General features: G+C 44.6%; 16 protein-coding genes. 11 read left to right on the top strand and 5 right to left on the bottom strand.

The genetic code is table 11. The features are described from left to right. Positions 1 to 94: 94 nt before the first annotated feature. The 3 genes from MHI25_RS21950 to MHI25_RS21940 all read left to right on the top strand — a co-directional run bounded on the left by MHI25_RS21950 (position 95) and on the right by MHI25_RS21940 (position 8,531). On the top strand, positions 95 to 6,544 hold the full coding sequence (locus tag MHI25_RS21950) for a phosphodiester glycosidase family protein (RefSeq protein ID WP_340394285.1): 6,450 nt from the start codon (positions 95 to 97) through the stop codon (positions 6,542 to 6,544). A gap of 896 nt (positions 6,545 to 7,440) precedes the next feature. Continuing rightward, entirely contained in the window at positions 7,441 to 8,100 is a 660-nt protein-coding gene (locus MHI25_RS21945; protein WP_036676012.1) for a helix-turn-helix transcriptional regulator, read from the top strand. Positions 8,101 to 8,222: 122 nt separating this feature from the next. Further along, entirely contained in the window at positions 8,223 to 8,531 is a 309-nt protein-coding gene (locus MHI25_RS21940) for a hypothetical protein (protein ID WP_036676014.1), read from the top strand. A gap of 575 nt (positions 8,532 to 9,106) precedes the next feature. Here MHI25_RS21940 and MHI25_RS21935 read toward each other — a convergent pair. The 3 genes from MHI25_RS21935 to MHI25_RS21925 form a co-directional block, all read right to left on the bottom strand. Next, complete coding sequence (locus MHI25_RS21935) at positions 9,107 to 9,442, bottom strand: LytTR family DNA-binding domain-containing protein (RefSeq protein ID WP_036676016.1); 336 nt, start codon at positions 9,440 to 9,442, stop codon at positions 9,107 to 9,109. Between the two features lie 21 nt (positions 9,443 to 9,463). Then, complete coding sequence (locus MHI25_RS21930; RefSeq protein ID WP_139330034.1) at positions 9,464 to 9,583, bottom strand: cyclic lactone autoinducer peptide; 120 nt, start codon at positions 9,581 to 9,583, stop codon at positions 9,464 to 9,466. Positions 9,584 to 10,087: 504 nt separating this feature from the next. After that, a complete protein-coding gene (locus MHI25_RS21925; RefSeq protein WP_143765049.1) occupies positions 10,088 to 10,543 on the bottom strand; it encodes a hypothetical protein in 456 nt (151 codons plus the stop codon). Between the two features lie 347 nt (positions 10,544 to 10,890). Here MHI25_RS21925 and MHI25_RS21920 point away from each other — a divergent pair, with 347 nt between their 5' ends. After that, complete coding sequence (locus MHI25_RS21920; protein WP_076193181.1) at positions 10,891 to 11,409, top strand: DinB family protein; 519 nt, start codon at positions 10,891 to 10,893, stop codon at positions 11,407 to 11,409. Positions 11,410 to 11,473: 64 nt separating this feature from the next. On the opposite strand, the gene MHI25_RS21915 is transcribed toward MHI25_RS21920, so the two are convergent. Further along, positions 11,474 to 12,043 carry a thymidine kinase gene (locus MHI25_RS21915; RefSeq protein ID WP_036676019.1) on the bottom strand — a complete coding sequence of 190 codons (570 nt, stop codon included), beginning with the start codon at positions 12,041 to 12,043 and terminating at the stop codon, positions 11,474 to 11,476. A 136-nt stretch (positions 12,044 to 12,179) separates the two neighbouring features. Here MHI25_RS21915 and MHI25_RS21910 point away from each other — a divergent pair, with 136 nt between their 5' ends. Genes MHI25_RS21910 through MHI25_RS21900 form a run of 3 tightly spaced genes read left to right on the top strand, consistent with a single transcriptional unit; the run spans position 12,180 to position 16,001 of the window. Then, on the top strand, positions 12,180 to 12,410 hold the full coding sequence (locus tag MHI25_RS21910; protein WP_036676022.1) for a hypothetical protein: 231 nt from the start codon (positions 12,180 to 12,182) through the stop codon (positions 12,408 to 12,410). Between the two features lie 17 nt (positions 12,411 to 12,427). Further along, the gene (locus MHI25_RS21905) at positions 12,428 to 14,161 is read left to right on the top strand and encodes an ABC transporter ATP-binding protein (protein ID WP_340394282.1); all 1,734 of its coding nucleotides are present in this window, start codon (positions 12,428 to 12,430) and stop codon (positions 14,159 to 14,161) included. Further along, positions 14,142 to 16,001: an ABC transporter ATP-binding protein gene (locus tag MHI25_RS21900; protein WP_340394281.1), complete on the top strand. Its 1,860-nt coding sequence runs from the start codon at positions 14,142 to 14,144 to the stop codon at positions 15,999 to 16,001. The genes MHI25_RS21905 and MHI25_RS21900 overlap by 20 nt, the downstream gene beginning before the upstream one ends. A gap of 242 nt (positions 16,002 to 16,243) precedes the next feature. On the opposite strand, the gene MHI25_RS21895 is transcribed toward MHI25_RS21900, so the two are convergent. Continuing rightward, positions 16,244 to 16,549 (bottom strand): DUF2627 domain-containing protein, encoded by a 306-nt coding sequence (locus tag MHI25_RS21895; RefSeq protein ID WP_076129486.1) that lies wholly within the window; start codon positions 16,547 to 16,549, stop codon positions 16,244 to 16,246. A 167-nt stretch (positions 16,550 to 16,716) separates the two neighbouring features. Between MHI25_RS21895 and lpdA the strand changes: the two genes are divergently transcribed. From lpdA to MHI25_RS21875, 4 genes are all read left to right on the top strand, one after another. Next, the gene (lpdA, locus tag MHI25_RS21890; RefSeq protein WP_340394279.1) at positions 16,717 to 18,138 is read left to right on the top strand and encodes a dihydrolipoyl dehydrogenase; all 1,422 of its coding nucleotides are present in this window, start codon (positions 16,717 to 16,719) and stop codon (positions 18,136 to 18,138) included. Between the two features lie 141 nt (positions 18,139 to 18,279). Then, positions 18,280 to 19,311: a thiamine pyrophosphate-dependent dehydrogenase E1 component subunit alpha gene (locus MHI25_RS21885; protein WP_076184133.1), complete on the top strand. Its 1,032-nt coding sequence runs from the start codon at positions 18,280 to 18,282 to the stop codon at positions 19,309 to 19,311. A gap of 3 nt (positions 19,312 to 19,314) precedes the next feature. Continuing rightward, positions 19,315 to 20,301: an alpha-ketoacid dehydrogenase subunit beta gene (locus tag MHI25_RS21880; RefSeq protein WP_036676034.1), complete on the top strand. Its 987-nt coding sequence runs from the start codon at positions 19,315 to 19,317 to the stop codon at positions 20,299 to 20,301. 145 nt (positions 20,302 to 20,446) lie between these two features. Next, the gene (locus MHI25_RS21875; RefSeq protein WP_076184130.1) at positions 20,447 to 21,817 is read left to right on the top strand and encodes a dihydrolipoamide acetyltransferase family protein; all 1,371 of its coding nucleotides are present in this window, start codon (positions 20,447 to 20,449) and stop codon (positions 21,815 to 21,817) included. The last annotated feature ends 20 nt before the right edge of the window (positions 21,818 to 21,837 follow it).

Here is a 21,837-nt window from a genome sequence, read left to right as displayed (position 1 = left end):
CTAACCTTTACGCTTCCTAGTTAATATTAACCCTATGATGTTGTCCAAGCTCAGATCGATATTAGGACAGCCAAGTGGGGAGGATGTCAACACAGTGAGAAGGTATCTAAGGCAAATTAATGTTGTTGTTATCTTTGTTTTGTTGATTTCGTTGTTACAACCGGGGGCAATTGTTCGCGCTTCCATCTCTGATTTACCAGCAACAGACTACGGAACCGTTATTGATGTTCGCCAAACAGAGCTTGCACCTGGGGCGATGTATACCTGGATGGATCTCCAGAATGAACGTGGTTTACAAAAGATACATGTAGTGGAGTTCAACCCGCAACAAGGAAATTTGGAGCTGCGGGCAGGTACGAAGGATGGAAAGGTATACGGTATGAAGGGCGTTACAGAAATGGCCACGTATGCGGATTCACCTGAAAACCGAGTGATCGCAGGAATCAATGGTGATTTCTATGAAATCTCCGGTTTTGCTACGGGTGTTCCTAATGGGTTATTTATGGATGAGGGTGTAATCCTGAACAGTTCGATTTCAGCTTTTACTTTCGGTTTAAAAGAAGATGGCAGCTCGATTTATGGGGTGCCGAAGCTGACCAAAAACGTAACGATTAATGGAAAAACAACCAATCTGACCAGCATCAACCGTTATCGAAATACGAATGAGCTGGTTCTTTATACGGAAGATTATAATACAACTACAAAGTCAACCAATGAGGGTGACGAGGTTGTTCTAGATATTGTCGAGGGAGAAGTGAAAAGCGGCCAGACCTTGAAGCTGAAGGTATCTGAAATCCGCAACAATCAAGGCAATACGCCGCTTTCCCAAGGAAAAGTGGTTTTATCTGCCCAGGGTACGTCCCGTGCTGTTCTGCAAGGGTTATCTGTTGGCGATAACGTTACTGCCAGCTTTGCGCTCAGCGGAGAATGGAATGATGTGAAGGTAGCTATTGGCGGCGAGGGGCCGCTGGTAAAGGACGGAGTAGTTCAACAAGGTGTAGGGCCTTTAGGAATTCATCCGCGGACAGCCATTGGGACAAAAGCGGATGGAAGTCTCGTTTTATTCGAAGTGGATGGAAGATCGCCAGGTTTTAGTGAGGGCGTAGATACCGATGAGCTTGGCAACATTCTGAAGGATATGGGCGTAGTGAACGCCATGAATCTGGATGGTGGCGGTTCTTCTACTTTTGTGGCCAGAATGCCGGGTACTTCTGGTGTCCGAATGATGAATCAGGGCTCAGATGGTTACGAGCGTAAAACCGGTAACGGTTTATTGCTTGTCAATACAGCCCCTGAGCAACCTTCGGCTTCTAAGCTGGTTGTGCAGCCGAATACGGAACGTATTTTGCAAGGCTCCAGCTTTATATTCAAAGCGGCAGGAGTGGACGAGAACGGCCATCCGGCGCCTTATTCGGGTACGCTGAATTGGCAGGTGGACGCTAACCTTGGTACTGTCGATGCGAACGGAGTCTTCACCGGAGGAATCACTGCCGGCACAGGAACTGTAATTGTAGAGGCTGGGGCAGTCAAAGGCAGTGTTGAAATTGAGGTTGTAGATAAGCTTACAGAGCTTAGGTTTCCTGATGAGATCAAAACTTATTCTTCAGGTGCTGCTGCACAATTAACTGTGAAGGCGCTACGTAATGGACAAGTGATTCAAGCTGACAACCCTAGCTTCGAATGGCGGGTTGAGGGCGAGATCGGAACCGTGGACGAGAAGGGTCTGTTTCAGGCGACGAGTGAGAACGGGAAAAACGGAAAGATTTATGCTAAATACAGGGACGTTGAGACCTCTTTTGAAGTAAATGTGGGGTTACCGCCTGTAATGCTGGAGGATTTTGAGAATGGCATTGATAAATATATAGCCTCTAGTGCAGCAGCTAACAGCGTGGCGATTCAGGAAGTGTCGGATCTGGATTTTGTCCGCAACGGGGACAAAGCCTTGAAGCTGGAATATGATTTTGTTAATAAAACAGGCACATCCGGTGCTTATTTAGCCGCAAGCTCAACCGCCAATCGGATTCAGATTCCGGGGTATCCTGAAAAGATCAGTATGTGGATCTACGGAGATGGCAAAAAGCACTGGCTGCGGGGACAGATTCGGGATGGCAATAATGCGGCAGTGCCAGTGGATTTTACTGATCAGGTAAATGGTGTGAACTGGACGGGGTGGAAATACGTCGAAGTATCCGTTCCTAAGGGGAAAACCACCCCGTTAACGATGGATATGCCTGTCCGCTATATGGAGACAAGCAATCTTAATAAGAGTGCGGGAGCTATTTACGTTGATGATATTCGTGCCATTTATGGCCCGCTAGAGGAGGACAGAACACCTCCTATTCTTAAAGATGCATATCCCGGCGTGAACGAAATTGTCAAAACAGCTACACCGACCCTTTCCGTCAATGGTGAGGATGATGGTTATGATCCAGTGGTGCATCCGGGAACGACCTTAATCGATCCTGACAAAATACGAGTATATGTGGACGATCAATTAGTGGAGCATGGCTTTTATCCTCCAAAAGGTCAGATTACTTATAAACCAAAGGTTCCACTGACAGAAGGCCGTCATAAAGTAAAAGTTGCCATTCGCGATTTAAGCGGTAACCAGACGATAAAAGAATGGTATTTTACAGTAAATTTGGGCTCTCCGTTCTATGTGTACAAAACACCAGAAGTAGTATATGCCGGCAACACTTACATTTTGGACGTAACGGCAGAGAAAGCGAGCAAGCTGAAGGAAGGACATCTTACGTTTGCTTTTAATCCGGCTGCAGTTAAAGATTTGCAGGTAATTCGGGGGAATATGTTATCAGAAACACAAGTGGAGTCCATCATTGATCCGGTATTGGGCACTGTGCGTCTTAACTTAACGAATATCAATTCTTCCAATCTGGGAGATACGGATCTCATCGGGCGAATTCAATATACAGTTCGAAATGATTTTGTGGGTCCCTACACTCAGGAGCAGTTGGCTGGAGATATTAGCAAAGCTTTTGTAATTGAAAATACATCCGGATCGGTAACTTCTACAGAGGGTACTGGGGTTCCTATTTCTTTTATTGGAGCGGCTGTTGAATCTGTTGTGAAGACACAGTTGATGCTCACTTGGAACCATTATGATCTTGCGAAGGGCTTTGATGCATCTTTTGCGGTAAAAGATCTGAATGGAAGTGTCGTTGAAGGAGCAAAGCTGCTGTTCGATGGAGTGGAGGTACAAGGTGTTGCTTCAGGGGCAAGTGGAACACTAACTACTGACTTTGTCACTTCAGCAGAAGGAACTTTTAAATTGCAGGCGGTAAAAGGAAATACCTATAGTCCTGTAATGACGTTCAAGGTTGCTCCATATGACGCTACTACAGCTCCGCGTAATGTTAATGTTACGATGGGCCAAGATGCAGCAACTTCTCGCCAGTTCACTTGGCAGACAGAACCGTTGACCATGGATACTGTAGTAGAACTTGTGAAAAAAGCGGAGTTTACAAGCTTTCAAGCTGCGAATGTAATAAAAATTACCGGCAGCAGTTCAATTTACAACACCAACAATGACGGAACGATGCGAGTTCATAAAGCGGAGGCCACTGCGCTTACCCCCGGAACGGAATATGTATATCGTGTGGGTGATGGCGAGTCAAATGTAAGTGAGCAAGGAGCTTTTGTTACAAGTGGTGGTGAGGACACTTCTACAAAATTCCTGTTTATCGGAGATTCCCAAGCAGATTCTAAGGCTGGTTTTGGTCTTTGGGGAGATACGATTGAAGCGGCTTACGCGTATATGCCGGATGCGGAAATGCTGGTTCATGCTGGAGATATGGTGGATAAGGGCTTTGAACAAGAGCAGTGGAACTGGTGGTTTGATGCAGCTCAAAAGCAGCTGATGAATACCACACTTGTTCCGATTATCGGGAACCATGAAGTGATGGGAACCAATGGAGATGGGGATTATCTAGCGCAATTCAATAACCCGCAAAACGGTGCGGCGAGCGTAAAAGGTACGAATTATTCTTTTGATATTAAGGATACGCACTTTGTGGTTATGAATACAGAGCATTCAGGTAGTCCGTTTACTGAACAGGCCGAGTGGTTGGATCAGGATCTTTCCGCTACAGATAAAAAGTGGAAGGTGATTTTTTTCCATCAAGGACCGTACGGCAGCATCTATTCGAATGAGCAGGTACAAGCGAAGTGGGTTCCGGTCTTTGATAAGCACAACGTAGATTTGGTCATGAACGGTCATGATCATATCTATTTGCGAACTTTTCCGATGAAGGAGGGTAAACAGGTTGCAGAAGGCGAAGGCACTCGGTATGTTATCGGCGGTTCCTCGGGTCCTAAGTTCTATGCGCTGACACCACGTTTTTGGCAGGAAAAAATATATGACGAAGATGAGCAAATCTATACGGCTGTTGAGATTGAGAAGAACGAGATTACGGTTACCGCAAGAACAGTAGACGGGGTTGAGATTGACCGTTTAGTAATCGGCAAATTGGTTCCGGAATCCATTACGCTGGATCAAACTGCTGTAGAGCTTGAGCCTGGGGCTAGCCTGCAATTGCAAGCTAAGGTGGGGCCGGATGAGGCTAATCATCTGACAAAGCTTTGGACCATCGTTCCTGATCCGGCAGAATCAGTTGTTACTGTAAATGAATATGGCTTGGTTACAGCATTGAAGCCAGGGACAGCTAAGATAAGAGTCACAGTGGCAGGTTACCCGAATATTTTTGCCGAAAGTACGATAACTGTAGATGCGCTGCAAGCAATTAAGCTTCAGGGAAAGAGACAGCTTAAACCGGAAGAAGTCGACCAATCTGTAACAGAAGCTGTCTACGCATCTGGGAAACGTACCGCAATATTAGATGGACTTCATTATTTCAGCTTGAATGAGCATATTGCTACGATCAATGAACAGGGTTTAGTTCAGGCTCATCAGGAAGGCTCCACTGTGATTTCAGTAACCTATAGGGAGTTCGCCTCGGAGTATAACCTTGTCGTAACAAATGATGAGACACCTATTCTTACAGAAATAACGATGAATGGGCCAGATTCGCTGGAACAAGGAAGTAAAGGCTCCGTTGTTGTTCAGGCGGTATACAGTGACGGCAGCAAGCAAGAATTGTTCGAGGGAGTAATCTTTGATACATCTGATCATTCCATTGCAATGATTAGTGAGGCTGGAGAACTTCATGCTTTGAGTGCTGGTACAACAAAAGTCAGCGCTGTTTATAACGGTTTGAGCACTGAATATATTCTGATAGTGACTGAGGGCTCGCCGGGTACGACACCAACGCCGACACCGACACCAACACCAACACCAACACCAACACCAAGTCCAGAGCCAACATCAACGCCGGGTGCTTGGGTGCCGGGACCTGCGGTGACACCAACGCCAACCGCTACACCAACTCCGTCGGCATCAGCACAAACGGGCGTAGTCACCATAACGGCTTCTCAACTGTCAGAGAGCAAGAATGCTCAAGGTGAAGTTGTGGTTTCTGTTAATGGGGCGGTTACGGAATTACTTTTGCCAGGCAATGCAGCAGAGCTGCTTGGACGCGCACCGCTTAGAGTGGTTATGCAGGATTTATCCGTTACGATTCCTGCTACAGTACTGGCAGAACTAAGTAAGCTAATCTCAGCTGAGGCTCTTGCCAAGAGTACGATTTCGCTACGGCTGAAACCTGTAGCTGATAATACAGCAGTGGATCTGTTGGCTCGTGCAAGTGCACTTGCGGGTGCACAATTGCGGGCGAAAAGTGATCTGCGGGAATGGTCGCTTAGCATATTCACACAAAATGATCAGTCCTTCTCGTTAAGACAGTTTGCAGAGCCGATTATGATTTCATATAAGGTCGGTGCAGATGTAGATCGAAGCTTATTAGGTATTTATTTTATCGAAGACGTGGGTAAATTAGAGTATATGAGCAGTACATGGACGAATGGTTATCTATCTGCTGCCGTCAGTCATTTTAGTAAATACGTTGTTTTAGAAGTTGATAAAACATTCAAAGATTTGAAGTCCGATCACTGGGCTTACCTTGCTGTGAAGCAGCTTGCGGTAAAACAGCTTGTACAGGGTGTAGCTGCGGACCGATTTGATCCGAACCGTGCGGTTACACGGGCGGAGTTCACAGCGATGTTAGTTCGTGCGCTTGGCTTGAAAGGTCAAGCGGAACCTGGTTTCGCTGATGTACCTGCAGATAAATGGTATGCAGAAGCAGTAGGGTTAGCCAAACAAGCAGGAGTGATTAACGGCCAGACTGCTTCACAGTTTGAACCGGAGGCGAAGATTTCCCGCCAGGAGATGGCTGCAATGCTGGCTCGTGCATATGCTTACGCGAAGAGTAATGTATCTGTAGCTAGCCGTAACATTTCGGCATTCAACGATATTGGTTATGCTCCACAGTGGGCTCAAGAGGCAATCAGCGAAGTGTACAGACTTGGTTTGATGCAAGGACGGGCTGAAGGACAATTTGCACCGAACCAAAACGGAACACGTGCTGAAAGTGCACAGATGATCCTCAACCTGCTGAGTGTTATGGAGTAATGATTGTGGCCAGTCTCAGGTTGATGGGGACTGGCTGTTTTTTTGATAATTCGATTAGTTGGATATGTGCAGGGTACGCACGTATGTACACAGAGGGGGAAAGCGAATTAAAAGTAAAAACAGGTGGTGAGACACAAAGGATTGGAGAAGGGAAAATGGAGAACGGAAAGTTAAGGCACGCTCGCTGAGGCAGGCTAAAGTACGCTCGCTGAGGAACGCTAAAGCTAAAGTACGCCAACAGCGATGCACACTTGGTAAGTTCGGCTCGGGTGAGCTCCGTTTATCAAGAAAGTTTGTTTTAACAGATAGCCTCGATGGTTTGGGATCGTAACGGACTGTATTGCCGCTATTTTAAGTTTTTGGTCCATTTTTCCAAATTTTCGGACTCCATAGCTCTTATTGTCATACTTTTGCCCGGAATCGTAATATATTTTAATGAATAGCTGCATCTGAGTCCGATAGATGAGCAGAATGGCTGAAATCAGCTTAATAAGGTCTCCTCGGTCCGATGAGGTAGAATTGAGTGAGCAAGGTGAGTTAGTTGAGTCAGGTGAGCTAGGTAAGCAAGGTGAGCTAGTTGAGTAAGGTGAGTAAGGTGAGTAAGGTGAGCTAGTTGAGCCAAGTGAGCCAGGTGAGTAAAGCGAGCAGAAAGCGGAAGGTAAGACCAAGAAGATGGATGGGGCTTAAGCAGAAAGTAAAACTGAGGCGAGTAACGAGCATATTCCAAATCCTTACAGACGGGCGCCGAGTCTTTTTCCGGTATTTTGTAAAGATAGGGTTATATTGGGCGTGGAATACTGGGAATTACTCTTCAGAGGCAAGTAAAAACAAGGAATAATTGTTATTAGCCAACACAAATTGTTATGTTGTGTTATGATAGTAGGGAGGTGACTCCCATGAATGATTTTGAGAACTATCCCGATGAGCTGGGTAATTTCATTCGGCACATCAGAAAGACGAGAGGGTTAACCTTAAGAGGACTGGAAGAAAAGAGCGGTATAAGTTACTCACAGCTTAGCAAAATCGAACGTGGAGAGAGCATTCCGCTTAAAGACAATCTGGACAAGATCATTGAAGCGCTTGGAACGGATCTGAAGAATCGGATGTACCATTTGGCAGATTATATGCCAGATATTGAATATATCAAGACCTTGAAGCAAGGATATGAGCTGCCACAGCTCAAACAGTCTCAAGATTACATCTACGAGACAGCCTTTAACAAGCTTAAGGAATTCAGAGCGAAGGAAGGGAAAGAAACATCGTACGTTTCCTTTGATTCGAATGAAGTTATAGTTTACGAAACGGAATATGGGGCAGGAATGGTAATAGAGAAGATTGAGAAATACAATCTGACCGATGTCCTGAACGATAAGTTTGAGGGTAACCTCGACTCCTTAAGAAAGAGCCCCCGTAAAGGGCGTCAAGCCTTTCTATTTGGCGAGTGGCTACGGGAGTGCGTTTATGAACTGAAGGAAGAGGAACAGGATCAGGTCATACAAGCACTTAAAGAATTTACTCAGTTTAAAGTACAACAAATAAAGGGTGCTTATAAATAATGTATGCCTTTTGCTAATGATCTCAAAAATGAATGAATGTTGCCCTTTCTTGCAGCCATCTATTCATCTTGATCCATAAACTAACAACTAAAAATGGTTTGACAGAAAAGGGGATATTAATAATGAAAATTAACATGAAGTTTACCAGCAAGGGCAAAGTCGCTATAGAGAATTTTAATAACGAGGAATTGCTGGAGATCTTCGCACGGTACATCAAGACATTATCCAAAAAGTATGACATCGAAGTTGATGTTCCTCTTGAAGCGAATCAAAACATTGTTGGTGATGGTGCGGTAATCGCAACTGCAAAAAATGTGAAATGTGATGTTGAAACTTTCTTTAAAGAATTGGGCAGAGATATTAAAGTTCCCTTGAAGAAAAGACTCGGCGGCAAATTGGAAAATGTTTTCAAAACAGAAATTACAGAATAGAGCATTATTTTTATCTGAGATTAACCATCATATGTGCATATAAAAAAGGTAGGGCCGCGGAGGCTCTACCTTTTTTATGTTAATGTAGTTGACTTAAGGCGACCTAAGGAGCTTATTGTTGGTTGAAGCTGAAGAAAAATGTGTACCATGCGTCAGTGTGAATTTAATGGGGAAGGGGATGTTATATATTTTCAGAATCTATGAGATTTCTACTTCTCATGATCTCTTTAATAATTTCAATGAAATCCGGTAACGCATGGGCATCAACCGCTAGCTCATAGATTCTTAGTAAATCCTCGTCAGATATAGATTCCAGAGATGAGGGCCGTGGAGAGGGATGAAAATAGTAATTCATTATGATCCTCCATCATTAATTGTTTTTATTATAGGTTTATCTATATGGTATCATTTGGAATAGGATCCGTCTCCTGTCATTCATCCTACGAATTTATCTTTACATTTGAGGATTATTATGGCATAATGTGCGATTTTGAGGAAATTGCTAAAAAGTTTCAATTTTTAATAAAATAATCCCGGCATGCGTGAACATGCCGGGATTATTAAAAAACTGAATTTTATTCTGACGGTTTTTTCTTTTGTGAAGCAAGATACTTCTTAAGGCGAGGTTCATTGGATTCCGAAACAGTAGTGAACTGCGTACCTTGATTAAAGCATACAATCTTCCGCCCGGGATCATAGCCTTCTATGTTGTTGATATTGACGACATTGCTGCGGTCAAGGCGTTCGAATCCCTTACCCTCATACGCTACGGAAAGATCGGAAAGCGTGGTGGGGAGAATAAATTCGCCTTCTTTCGTATGGACGAATATTGTATTCTTATAATTCGAGAAATACAATATATCTTCCTCTAGAATATCACTAGAGGAACCGTCTTTCTGTAAGACACGCATCGTTTCCCCATCCTTGTTTAATTACTTGCGCAGTTCTTTTGGAATCTCAGGGCTGTGAGCAAATGGTTTCAGAATTGTTGCAAAAACAGTAGCAGAAGTACCTAAAATGTTAGAAGCATAACGAGCTAAGTTTTTTTTCATCTGATTGTCCTCCTTTGTAATGGGATTATGACTGTAAAGGATTGAACTAAAAATGCCAATCCAATGACAGGCGAATGGAGCCGAAAATTTAAAAAAACCAGAATTATGGAAAGTAGCTTTAAACCCAAATACCATTCTTTGGGGATTTGGGCATTAGCATCAGGATTCGGAGCACATAAGATCATTACAAGTAAAGAAAAAAGATTAATCCAAATCAAATGGTTATGTATTAGATAAGTTATATGAGGGATCAGTGAACAGATAAAGATAGATACAATATTGCAGGCTCTTGCGGATTTTAAATGCACACCACCAGATGACATTCTTAGGAGCATGAAGCTGAATAAGGCTAAGAATGTTTCCTTTAGCTGTCCAGTGAGCCCGCCAATGCATAAAGAAGTCATAATAATGAATAAAGTATTCAGAATAATGCTAAGGGCATAATGCATGATTTCAATTGAATGCGATTGCTCTGGATTACTTTTCTTAATGACCTCAACAATTTTAAGTGCTAAATGACTCATAGTTATTTCTGTCCTTTTTGTATGAGAAATATAGATATCCCCATAATATTACCCCATAGAAAATTGGGATCAAGAAAAAGAAATTAGATTCAATAAAGTAGGTGAATAAAGTAACGACAATTACTGTAGGAAGATTAAGAGCGAATAATATTTTTTCACTAGTTGTTGGTTTGACTTTTACATCGGGTTTATCAGGTACAAAGTCAAATCCAATACGTTTATAGCCCACATACATACCAATGAGAATCGCGGCTAATGCTGATAAAATCTGCATTGTCATTATGTTTTTTGTAATCGGGTCCGAAGTATTTAGAGGCATGGACATTACAGAGTTTAATAGATACACAATACTGGCTTGAATCACCGAGTAAGCTTGATAGGCCATCCCGGTTAATATTGAAGCGTAGAAGGGATGAATCCGGAATAACATCCACATAAAACAAAACATTAGTGCAAATTGTGAGAAAATATCTAATGGAAAAATCCCATAGTTGATCCTAATTGTATAAGAACAAAAGCCCATAATAAAACTAGCAAACACCATCTCTTTATGATATAGATCAATTTTGAAGATTTTGAAAGCCAGAAAAAACATTGCATAAGTCTCTAGTATTGAAAATATCATAAAAAGAATAAAATCTAGCATGCCGACACTCCCGATGACTTCTAGTTTAACTAACCCTATTATTGCAAGTATCGTATAAAATGAGCTAAAATACAACAACTACAGTATAATTTTCCTCCTATTTTTTCAAAAAAATTCAAAATGAGAGGGGTTTAGACATGGATCGACGTCCAGAAAGCAGTGAGTATCTCAAAGAATTATCAAAATATGTCGATTTAGTGCCAGCTGAAGGAGACATCATTACTATTTTTAGAGAGCAGACGGATGAGATTTTCACTTTTATTTCGAATCTTACGGAAGAACAAGGGGACTATCGTTACGCTCCGGAGAAATGGAGTATCAAGGAAATGGTCGGACATCTGGCTGATACCGGAAGAATCATGTCCTACCGTTTATTGTGCATCGCCAGAGGGGATACGACTCCACTGCCGGGTTTTGAAGAGAAAGACTATGTACTTACCGCCAATTTCGAAGCGCACACTTTAAAAGCATTGCTGGCCCACTACAAGCTTGTTCGAGAATCGACATTACTCTTAATGGAAACTCTGCCGGAGGAAGCATGGATCCGGAAGGGAATAGTTAACGAGGCTACTCTTTCTGCGAGAGCTCAGGCCTGCATTATGATTGGACATGACCATCATCATTTGAATATTCTTAAAGAAAGATATTTAGGGTAATATCTTCTTAATCAAAAAAGCATTCCAATAGCCTTTATGGCCTTGGGATGCTTTTTATACACGGCTATAGCGGTGGATTCTTGTGACATTTGCGGCATACCGGATAGTAAGCTTCATTGCCACCAATCTGGATTTGCTTGCCGCTATATACGGGCTTGCCGTTTTCTACTCGTAGAGCCATAGTAGCTTTGCGCTCGCAGAACCAGCAGATCGTCTTCATTTCCTCAATTTTATCAGCGTAGATCAGCATATATTTGCTGCCTTCAAATAACTGATTCTGAAAATCATTTTTAAGTCCGAAGGCCATTACCGGAATGCCCAGCTCATCAACGATACGCACTAGCTGGAGAATACATTCCTTGCTTAGAAATTGACATTCATCAATAAGTACACAGTGTGGTTTAGGTTGGTTACTGCTGACGATATTATAAATATCTGTGTTCTCATCGATGGGGATTGCTTGTTTCCGAAGCCCAATACGAGAAGAAATAAAACCAACCTCGTCCCGGTCGTCTATGGATGGAGTGAAAATGAGCACCGATTTCCCCTGCTCTTCATAATTATGTGCAACCTTGAGTATCTCAATAGATTTACCACTGTTCATTGCCCCGTATTTGAAAAACAATTGTGCCACTTCCATCTATCCTTTCGTAAAAAACATTGATTATATCTTAAAAATGCGACCATATTAGAGTATCATATTCGGATCAGATGTATCCAGTGAAAACATTGCGATTGATTGGATGTGGTATGATAAGAGGTAATAAGAGATGGGAAAGGAAGTAATAAGTGTGACTGAAAGATTAGACGAATATAAGGAACGGTTAGCTCTTTTGCAGCAGAATGGAGATTTATCCAGTGACACTGAAAGCTTGCTGGAAGAAATGATGGCGGATTTGGTGGAATTGAATCGGAGTAATAAAGCACTGCGTCGAGCAATACTGAAAACTGGACAGGCTTCCACGATGTCAACTCGGTTAAGGGATGCACTGTACGAATAGAAAAAGAGGGTATGCGAATGGCTTTGATTTTCTCTTTTCTCAAAAAATATAAGGTAGCTGCAATAGCTGCCCTTGTAATGATGCTCATTGAATTGACGGTAGAATTATCACAGCCTTTGATCATTTCCAAAATCATTGACTTGGGGATCCGAGAAAAAGATACCTCTGTAGTATGGCTGTGGGGCAGTGTATTGATCGGCAGCGCGGTAGTTGCGTTTACAGCCGGGGTACTCAGTTCTTTTTTTGCTGCCCATGCAAGTCAGAGCTTTGCGTTCGATCTTAGGGACAAATTGTACGAAAAGGTACAGTCTTTTACGTATGAAGTATTTAATCGTTTTGCTACTTCGTCACTGATTACCCGTCTGACTGGCGATGTATCACAGCTGCAGGATACTATTTTTATGAGCTTGCGCTTTATGACACGGGTGCCACTTGTTGTGGTAGGCAGTGTGATTATGGCGTTAGTTGTTCATGTGAAGCTGGGATTACTGCTGACGGTGGCGTTACCTTTGTTGATTTTTTTCCTCTATTGGATTATGAGAAAAGCTTCCTTGTTATTTCGTACGGTCCAGCAGCGTTTAGACGGAGTTAATGGCGTGATTCAGGAGAACCTTACGGGTATTCGCTTGATCCGCGTATTTGTGCGTATGGGGTATGAGATTGAACGTTTCACGGTATTTAGCGGGAATTTGATGAGATCAACAGTGTCTGCCTTGCGTTTGACTGAGACGACGATGCCTTTTGTTATGCTTATTGTGAATGCGGCGATTTTGGCGATTTTATGGTTTGGACGGATAGCCATTTCCAGCGGGGATGCTACTTTGGGTCAGACTGTTGCTGTTATTAATTACTCCTTGCGAACAATTGGAGCGTTATCAGCTATCTCTGGTCTTGTTGTAACGTTTTCCCGCGCTCGTGCCTCCTCTCAGCGTGTTTCAGAAGTTATGGAAGCGGGAGCTGGAGTTCGTGAAGGCGGGACTTTGCAAGGTGAGCCGATTCAGGGCCACGTTAAATTTGAAGGCGTTTGCTTTAAGTATCCTAATAGTGATATCTCTGTCCTGGAGGACATTCATTTTGAAGTAGCTGCTGGTGAGCGAGTAGCGATTATGGGGGCGACCGGATCAGGAAAATCCTCACTCGTGAGTTTGATTCCGCGCTTGTATGAAGAGACAGACGGCACCATTTGGATTGACGGTGAAAAAAGTGCTGATATCGATATTTCCAGACTGCGGAAATCGATAGGTTATGTGCCTCAGGAATTGCAGCTTTTCAGCGGATCAATTCGCGATAATATTGCATGGGGCAATGAACACGCCACACTGGAACAAATCCAACAAGCAGCGGGAGCTGCACAAATTTACGAGACGGTAAAAGGGTTGCCAGATGGTTATGACACGATGCTTGGTCAACGAGGGGTTAATCTCTCCGGCGGACAAAAGCAGCGGTTAACGATTGCCCGTGCACTTGTTAGAAAACCGGCTATGTTGATCCTTGATGACAGCACCAGTGCCCTTGATGCGGTTACGGAAGGGCTTTTGCTGGAGGCGCTAAAGGATATCTCCTGTACAACCTTTTTGATTACTCAGAAAATCAGTTCAACGGCATCAGCCGATTTGATCCTGTTGCTGGATGAGGGACGATTAATTGGCAAAGGCTCGCATAAGGAGCTTATGGCAAGCTCCGAGCTGTACCGCAAGATTTATGAATCACAGGTAGAGGAGGCGAAGCAGCATGTTCAAAGCATTAATTGAACCTTTTCGTCATCCTAAACCGAATTTTGAACTTGGCGTGGGACGAAGTCTAGGGACAGCATCTGGCGGCAAACCCAAAGCAAAGGCGAAGGATTGGTCAGGGACGATGATCCGGATCTGGAGTTATCTAGCTGAGCGTAAAGCCAAGCTTATTCTTGTACTGATCATGGTTGTCTTCAGCTCAGCGCTAGCGCTGCTGGGGCCATACATGATTGGCAGAGCGGTGGATAATTATCTGGAAGGTACCGGCGGGCGATCATGGGTTGTTTTTCTGACAAGCCTTGCTTGTGTGTACATTTTTTATTCTCTGACTTCTTGGCTGCAAAACATATGGATGATCGAAATTGCTCAAGAAACTGTATTACGGATGCGTACGGAGCTATTCTCCCATTTACACCGTCTGCCTATTTCCTTTTTTAATCGGAGACAGCAGGGGGAAATTATGAGCCGTCTTACCAATGATATCGAGAACGTCAGCTCTACGTTGAATAGCTCGGCTATTCAGATATTTTCAAGTGTCTTAACCTTGCTAGGAACCGTAGGGGTTATGCTGTGGCTTAGTCCCTTGTTGACGCTGCTCACATTCCTCGTAGTGCCTTTGATGTTGTTAGGCATGCGCTGGATTACACGCCGTACAGGCCCACTATTTAAAGAACGTCAGCGCAATGTAGGGGAGCTTAACGGTTATATTGAGGAGACCTTATCCGGACAACGGATTATCAAGGCTTTTTCACAAGAGGAACGCGTCATCTCTGGTTTTCATGAACGCAACAAGCGAATTATGCTGTCAGGCTACTGGGCGCAGTCCATTTCTGGTTTCATCCCCAAGCTTATGAATGGTCTTAATAATCTCAGCTTCGCCATAGTTGCAGGAATTGGTGGTCTGCTTGCGATCCGTGGGTCGATTACAGTGGGTGTGATCATCGTATTCGTGGAATATACCCGCCAGTTTACTCGTCCGCTTAATGATTTAGCGAATCAGTGGAATACCTTGCTCTCAGCGGTGGCAGGGGCCGAGCGGGTGTTTGAAGTGCTGGACGAAGAGACCGAGGCTAAAGATGAAGGTGCAGCCAAATCACTTGAAACTGTACAGGGTGCGGTGAAGTTTGAAAATGTAGCTTTTTCTTATGATGGAGGTTCTAACACGCTGCAGGATATCAGCTTTGAAGCGAAGCCTGGCGAGATGATCGCTTTAGTTGGACCTACCGGTGCAGGCAAAACAACGCTAATTGGGCTGTTATCCCGTTTCTATGATCCTAATCAGGGGAAAATCACGCTGGATGGCTTAGATATCACTTCGATTCGGCGGAAAAGCTTGAGAAGTCATATGGCCTTTGTATTGCAGGATTCCTTTTTGTTCAAAGGGAGTATCCGCGATAACATCCGATACGGGAGGCTGGATGCGTCCGATGAAGAGGTTGAAGAGGCGGCTAAGCTGGCCAATGCCCATTCTTTTATTATGCGAATGCCCGAAGGTTATGAACGGATGCTCTCGGCGGATGGCAGCGGTATAAGCCAAGGGCAGAAGCAACTGCTCTCCATTGCGAGAGCGATTCTTGCTAACCCCTCTATGCTTGTGCTTGATGAAGCAACCAGCAGTATTGATACAGTGACCGAGATCAAGATTCAGGAAGGGCTGCAGGCGCTGATGAAAGGGCGAACGAGCTTCGTCATTGCTCATAGACTTGGCACGATACGTGCAGCTGATCGAATTCTTGTGCTTCAGGGCGGCAGATTATTGCAGCAAGGCTCTCATGAAGAGCTGCTGAAGCAAGGCGGACTGTACAGCGAGTTGGTACAGGGGCGGCGGAAAGAGGCGCTTGATAAGGCGGGAATTTAAGAAAAAGGCGGGAATTTTCAGGGAGCGCAGATTGCGTCCATGAAGTTCTCGCCTTTATGTTATTTATGATAGATAACGAGCACCAGATCGGGTGAGCTGGGAGGCTTTGAATGTGGGGAAATCTATTGTACAAATTACAATCAGCAGGGTAATAAGGCTTGATTGTGTGCGATTCGAGATTCATATGATCAGGTGAATAAATGATGAGATGAAAAAGCTGATCCTAAGTTCAGCATAGCCTCTTAAGAGATCGTTTCCTGCGTTCCGGCTTGTTTCGCCTTTTGCTTCTCCTTGAACCTTGGACCTACGTAATTCTTCTTACGGTCCCTAGCCAGAATCCAGCCACCAAGGAAAGTCATGCCAGCTGCGAAGAGCAGCAATCCACCACCGAAATGCAGCCAAGCAAAGTGGGGCACAACAGAATCATCACCATGCATGGATATGTAATCAAAAATATCATCCTTCATCATGAGGAAGCCCTTCATTGCTATTAAGCCCGGAAACACAAGAATAAGGATGGCAATGAAGCGTGAAATTAACAGTTTCATAAGTGTCTCCTACCCCTCTTAGCCCTTTAGATTCACCCATATGATAACGCTTTAGCAAGAAAAAGTCCATTTGCATATGACGTTTATAAGTTTTGTAATAGAGCAAAAAGAGAGTACAATATACTAAGTAAAATGAACTTACGTGTAATGACTGGAGGATACATATCATGACAATTTCATGTGACGTGGCCATACTTGGCGGAGGTACTGGAGGGTATGTGGCGGCTATTCGCGCTGCACAGCTTGGAAAGTCCGTTGTCGTCATCGAAATGGACAAACTGGGAGGAACCTGTCTGCATCGGGGCTGCATTCCTAGTAAATCGCTGCTCCGTAGTGCAGAGGTATATGCTGAAATCAATGAGAGCGAGAGCTATGGCATTGAGACAAGCGGTGTACAGCTGGTATTCCCAAAGGTACAGAAACGCAAAGAAGCTGTAGTTGAGCAACTTCATCAAGGCGTACAATATTTGATGCGCAAAAATAAAATACAAGTTGTCAAAGGTAAAGGGCGCGTAACGGGTCCTTCTATTTTTTCTCCGCGCAGCGGTGCTGTAGCTGTGGAACTGGAAGATGGGGAGATGGAAACAGTAGTTTCCAGCCATCTTATTATCGCTACGGGCTCACGCCCCCGAGTATTGCCTGGTCTCGAACCAGACGGGAAAGTGATTCTTAGCAGTGATGAAGCTCTCACACTCGAAGAGCTCCCATCCTCTATCATTATTGTGGGCGGCGGTGTAATTGGGGTCGAATGGGCTTCAATGCTGGCTGATTTTGGAGTGCAGGTAACTGTGGTTGAAGCTGCAGGTCAGTTATTGCCTCAAGAGGATGAAGAGATAGCTAAGGAACTGCAACGGTTGTTGAAAAAGCGTGGGGTTAAGGTACTGACTGAAACTACAGTGGATGCTGCAACCTGCCAGGTAACGGAGGATGGAATTTCGATCGAAGCCCGTAAGGGAGAGCAAAGTCAAAGCCTAATGGCAGAAAAATTGCTTGTATCCGTAGGCAGAGTGGCCAACATCGAGAATATTGGTCTGGAAAACACAGACATTCGCTTTGACAAAGGGATTATTGCTGTAAACGCTAATATGCAGACGGCAGAGCCGCATATTTATGCCATTGGCGACTGCATCGGTGGGCTTCAATTGGCTCATGCAGCCAGTCATGAAGGGATAATGGCGGTTAACCATCTATCTGGTGAGAAGCTACATCCTTATCATACACATTTAGTACCACGTTGTGTCTATACTCGGCCTGAGGTAGCAAGTGTGGGCTACACCGAGAAGGAAGCTAAAGAGCTTGGACATGATGTAGTGATTGGCAAGTTCCCATTCTCGGCCATTGGTAAGGCAATTGTATATGGCCAGAAGGACGGATTTGTCAAAGTTGTAGCGGATCGTAGCAGTGGAGATATTCTTGGTGTGCAGATGATTGGTCCTCATGTGACGGATCTAATTGGAGAAGCGGCCTTGGCACAGCTACTGGATGCAACACCTTGGGAGATTGGTGAAGCTATACATGCTCACCCTACCCTTTCGGAGATTATCGGAGAAGCAATGTTAGCTGTGGATGGAAGATCTATTGGATTTTAGTTTTTCTTAGCTTTTCTTTTTGGGTAGAAAGGGATTATAATATACTCAAGTCAAGTCTTAGTACCAGGTTTTAAGATCAGGGCACAATTGGTCTTAATTCCTGTAAGACTTCAGGCTTTATGAATAAGGAGGTATCTCTTTATGGAACCCCAAGGTACTGTAGAAACGATTAACAGACATAAGCAGCTTGGACTTAGTGACGGCCAGGTCATCGATATGTACAGATATATGTCGCTCGCTCGTAAATACGATGAGCGCAGTCTGCTGCTTCAGCGCGCTGGCAAGATCAACTTTCATGTCTCCGGTATAGGCCAGGAGGCGGGTCAGGTGGCGGCGGCGTTCGCGCTGGACCGGCAAAATGATTATTTTTTACCTTATTACCGCGATTATGCTTTCGTGCTCTCAGTGGGTATGACTACACGCGAACTTATGTTGTCCGTATTCGCTAAGGCAGAAGATCCAAACAGTGGTGGGCGGCAAATGCCGGGTCACTTTGGCAGCAAACGTCTGCGTATTGTGACAGGGTCAAGCCCTGTAACCACTCAGGTCCCTCATGCGGTTGGCTTTGCTCTGGCGGCCAAAATGCAGAAGAAGAAATTCGTCTCCTTTGTAACCTTCGGTGAAGGTTCCAGCAATCAGGGGGATTTTCATGAAGCTTGTAACTTTGCCGGAGTGAATAAGCTGCCGGTTATTATCATGTGCCAGAACAATCAGTACGCAATCTCTGTTCCTGTTCATAAACAGTTAGGCGGCAAGGTTAGCGACCGTGCACTGGGTTATGGATTTCCTGGTGTGCGTGTAGACGGAAACGATCCGCTTGAGGTTTATCGTGTCGTTAAGGAAGCGCGGGAAAGAGCCCTCGCGGGTGAAGGTCCTACGCTGATTGAAGCGATGATGTACCGTTTGTCTCCACACTCCACCTCAGATAATGATCTGGCTTACCGGACCAAAGAAGAGGTTGATGAGAACTGGAAGAAGGACGGCGTAGCAGGATTCCGTAATTACTTGATCGGTCTGGGATTGTGGAGTGACGAGCAAGAACAAGATCTTGCTGCTGAATGCAATCTTGAGCTTAAAGCGGCTATCGAGTATGCCGATAATGCTCCGTTCCCGAAACCGGAAGACACACTGCTGCATGTATACAGTGATTCCGACCTCAAAGGAGGGGCATAAACCATGGCTATAATGGAATATATCGATGCCATCAGGCTCGCGATGAAGGAAGAAATGGAGCGCGATGATTCCGTGTTCGTGCTTGGTGAGGACGTTGGTCTCAAAGGCGGCGTATTTACCACAACTAAAGGTCTACAGGAACAGTTTGGCGAAGAGCGGGTTATGGATACACCCCTCGCTGAATCAGCGATTGCTGGTGTAGCCATCGGAGCAGCTATGTACGGAATGAAACCAATTGCTGAAATGCAATACTCCGACTTTATGCTTCCGGCGACGAATCAAATTATCAGTGAAGCGGCTAAAATCCGCTATCGTTCAAATAACGATTGGAGTTGCCCGGTTGTCATTCGTGCCCCTATTGGTGGCGGGGTGTTCGGCGGTTTGTATCATTCACAGTGTCCAGAATCGATTTTCTTTGGTACACCTGGATTGAAGATTGTAGCGCCTTACTCCGCTTATGATGCTAAAGGATTGCTGAAGGCAGCCGTACGTGATCCTGATCCGGTGCTTTTCTTTGAGAACAAAAAGTGTTACAAGCTGATCAAGGAAGAAGTGCCGGAAGGGGATTACACCGTTCCAATTGGCGAAGCTAATCTGCTGCGTGAGGGAACGGATATTACGGTGATTGGCTACAGTCTCCCGCTGCATTTTGCTATGCAGGCTGCGGAAGAATTGGAACGCGAGGAAGGAATTACAGCACATATTCTTGATCTGCGTACCTTGCAACCGCTGGATCGTGATGCGATTATTGCTGCTGCCCGTCAGACCGGTAAGGTATTGATTGTGCATGAAGATAATAAAACAGGCGGAATTGGCGGCGAAGTGGCGGCCATTATCGCTGAGCATTGTCTGTTCGAGCTGGATGCACCAATCTTCCGTCTTTGTGGTCCCGATGTTCCGGCGATGCCAATCAGCCCGCCAATGGAGAAGTTTTTCATGCTAAGTAAAGAAAAAGTGAAGGCGGAAATGCTCCGGCTGGCACAATATTAATTTGTTGAGTAGATGCGAAGCTTCCTAAAACTCAGGTGATGCTGACGAAGCTTCGTAAAACTTTAAGAATATGCTTACGAAGCAAGTTTTACTATGTAGTCTTTCTAAGAGTCAATGCTTCGTAAAACTTTTAAGGAGTGAAAAGATGTCTGACAACCAAAAGTTGACTGACGTGATCATGCCGCAGCTGGCGGAATCGCTAGTATCGGCGACGATCGGCAAATGGCTGAAGAAACCGGGCGATCCGGTAGAGCAATACGAACCAATATGTGAGCTTATTACAGATAAAGTAAATGCGGAATTACCTTCAACGATAGATGGAGTTATGGGTGAACTATTGGCGGAAGAAGGCCAGGTTGTCAATGTCGGCGAAGTCATTTGTCGTATAGCCGTGCCTGTGACTGCATCTGCTGCTGCAAACGTGACTAACACTAACACAGTTGCAGCTAATTCCTCTAATAATGCTGCAGGACAAAGTGCGACTTCAACTGCTGGCGATATGATGCGTGCACGCTATTCTCCTGCGGTACAGACTTTGGCTGCTGAACATAACATCGATCTGACTTTAGTTGCTGGTACTGGTATGGGTGGTCGGATTACCCGTAAGGATGTGCTGACTTTCCTCGAAAGCGGCGGAGCTAGATCTGCAGCTTCGATTTCTGCTAGCCAGCCTGCCCCAATGGCGTCACAACCGCCTGCTCCACAGTTCGTTCAAGCCCAAGAGAAGAAGGCAGAAGAGCCACTTCGCCATTCGGGTCTACACTTGAGCGAATCTCCTCGTATTCCAACAATTGAAGTTGAGGGTGGCAGAGGCAGCAGTTCTGAATACCTGATTGATGTAACGCCAATCCGGAATACAATTGCTACAAGAATGCGTCAAAGTGTCTCTGAGATTCCGCATGCTTGGACAATGATTGAGGTAGACGTGACTAATCTGGTCGCACTGCGCAATAAACATAAGGATGAGTTCAAGCGTAAAGAAGGTATCAATCTAACCTATCTGGCTTTCATGATGAAGGCTGTTGTGAGTGCGATTAAGGATTACCCGATTATGAACTCTGTCTGGGCTGTAGACAAAATTATTGTCAAACGTGATATCAATATCTCGTTAGCGGTAGGTACAGAAGATTCGGTTATCACTCCTGTGATTAAGAAGGCTGATCAGAAAAATGTCGCTGGGTTGGCTCGTGAGATTGATGAATTGGCACAAAAAACACGCGAAGGCAAACTGAGCCTGGAAGATTTGCAGGGAGGGACTTTCACTGTAAATAATACAGGCTCGTTTGGCTCCATTCTTTCTTATCCAATCATTAACTATCCACAGGCAGCGATTTTAACATTTGAATCGATTGTAAAAAGACCTGTGGTCATTAACGATATGATAGGTGTGCGATCAATGGCTAATATTTGTCTGTCGCTCGATCATCGGATTCTGGACGGAGTCATTTGTGGTCGTTTCTTGCAACGCGTCAAGGATAACATTGAAGGATATACCCCGGATACGAAACTTTACTAAAATAATAACGAGCCAAACTG

This window comes from Paenibacillus sp. FSL E2-0177 (assembly GCF_037992975.1).
Taxonomy (GTDB): Bacteria; Bacillota; Bacilli; order Paenibacillales; family Paenibacillaceae; genus Paenibacillus_AQ; species Paenibacillus_AQ odorifer.
This window is presented reverse-complemented; position numbering and strand designations above follow the sequence as displayed.

Excerpts from the sequence above, each read along its gene's own strand:
- MHI25_RS21945 (WP_036676012.1), top strand. The coding sequence starts at position 7,441 with ATGAATGATTTTGAGAACTATCCCGATGAGCTGGGTAATTTCATTCGG.
- MHI25_RS21940 (WP_036676014.1), top strand. The coding sequence starts at position 8,223 with ATGAAAATTAACATGAAGTTTACCAGCAAGGGCAAAGTCGCTATAGAG.
- MHI25_RS21935 (WP_036676016.1), bottom strand. The coding sequence starts at position 9,442 with ATGCGTGTCTTACAGAAAGACGGTTCCTCTAGTGATATTCTAGAGGAA.
- MHI25_RS21930 (WP_139330034.1), bottom strand. The coding sequence starts at position 9,583 with ATGAAAAAAAACTTAGCTCGTTATGCTTCTAACATTTTAGGTACTTCT.
- MHI25_RS21925 (WP_143765049.1), bottom strand. The coding sequence starts at position 10,543 with ATGTGGATGTTATTCCGGATTCATCCCTTCTACGCTTCAATATTAACC.
- MHI25_RS21920 (WP_076193181.1), top strand. The coding sequence starts at position 10,891 with ATGGATCGACGTCCAGAAAGCAGTGAGTATCTCAAAGAATTATCAAAA.
- MHI25_RS21910 (WP_036676022.1), top strand. The coding sequence starts at position 12,180 with ATGGGAAAGGAAGTAATAAGTGTGACTGAAAGATTAGACGAATATAAG.
- MHI25_RS21905 (WP_340394282.1), top strand. The coding sequence starts at position 12,428 with ATGGCTTTGATTTTCTCTTTTCTCAAAAAATATAAGGTAGCTGCAATA.
- MHI25_RS21900 (WP_340394281.1), top strand. The coding sequence starts at position 14,142 with ATGTTCAAAGCATTAATTGAACCTTTTCGTCATCCTAAACCGAATTTT.
- MHI25_RS21895 (WP_076129486.1), bottom strand. The coding sequence starts at position 16,549 with ATGAAACTGTTAATTTCACGCTTCATTGCCATCCTTATTCTTGTGTTT.
- lpdA (WP_340394279.1), top strand. The coding sequence starts at position 16,717 with ATGACAATTTCATGTGACGTGGCCATACTTGGCGGAGGTACTGGAGGG.
- MHI25_RS21885 (WP_076184133.1), top strand. The coding sequence starts at position 18,280 with ATGGAACCCCAAGGTACTGTAGAAACGATTAACAGACATAAGCAGCTT.
- MHI25_RS21880 (WP_036676034.1), top strand. The coding sequence starts at position 19,315 with ATGGCTATAATGGAATATATCGATGCCATCAGGCTCGCGATGAAGGAA.
- MHI25_RS21875 (WP_076184130.1), top strand. The coding sequence starts at position 20,447 with ATGTCTGACAACCAAAAGTTGACTGACGTGATCATGCCGCAGCTGGCG.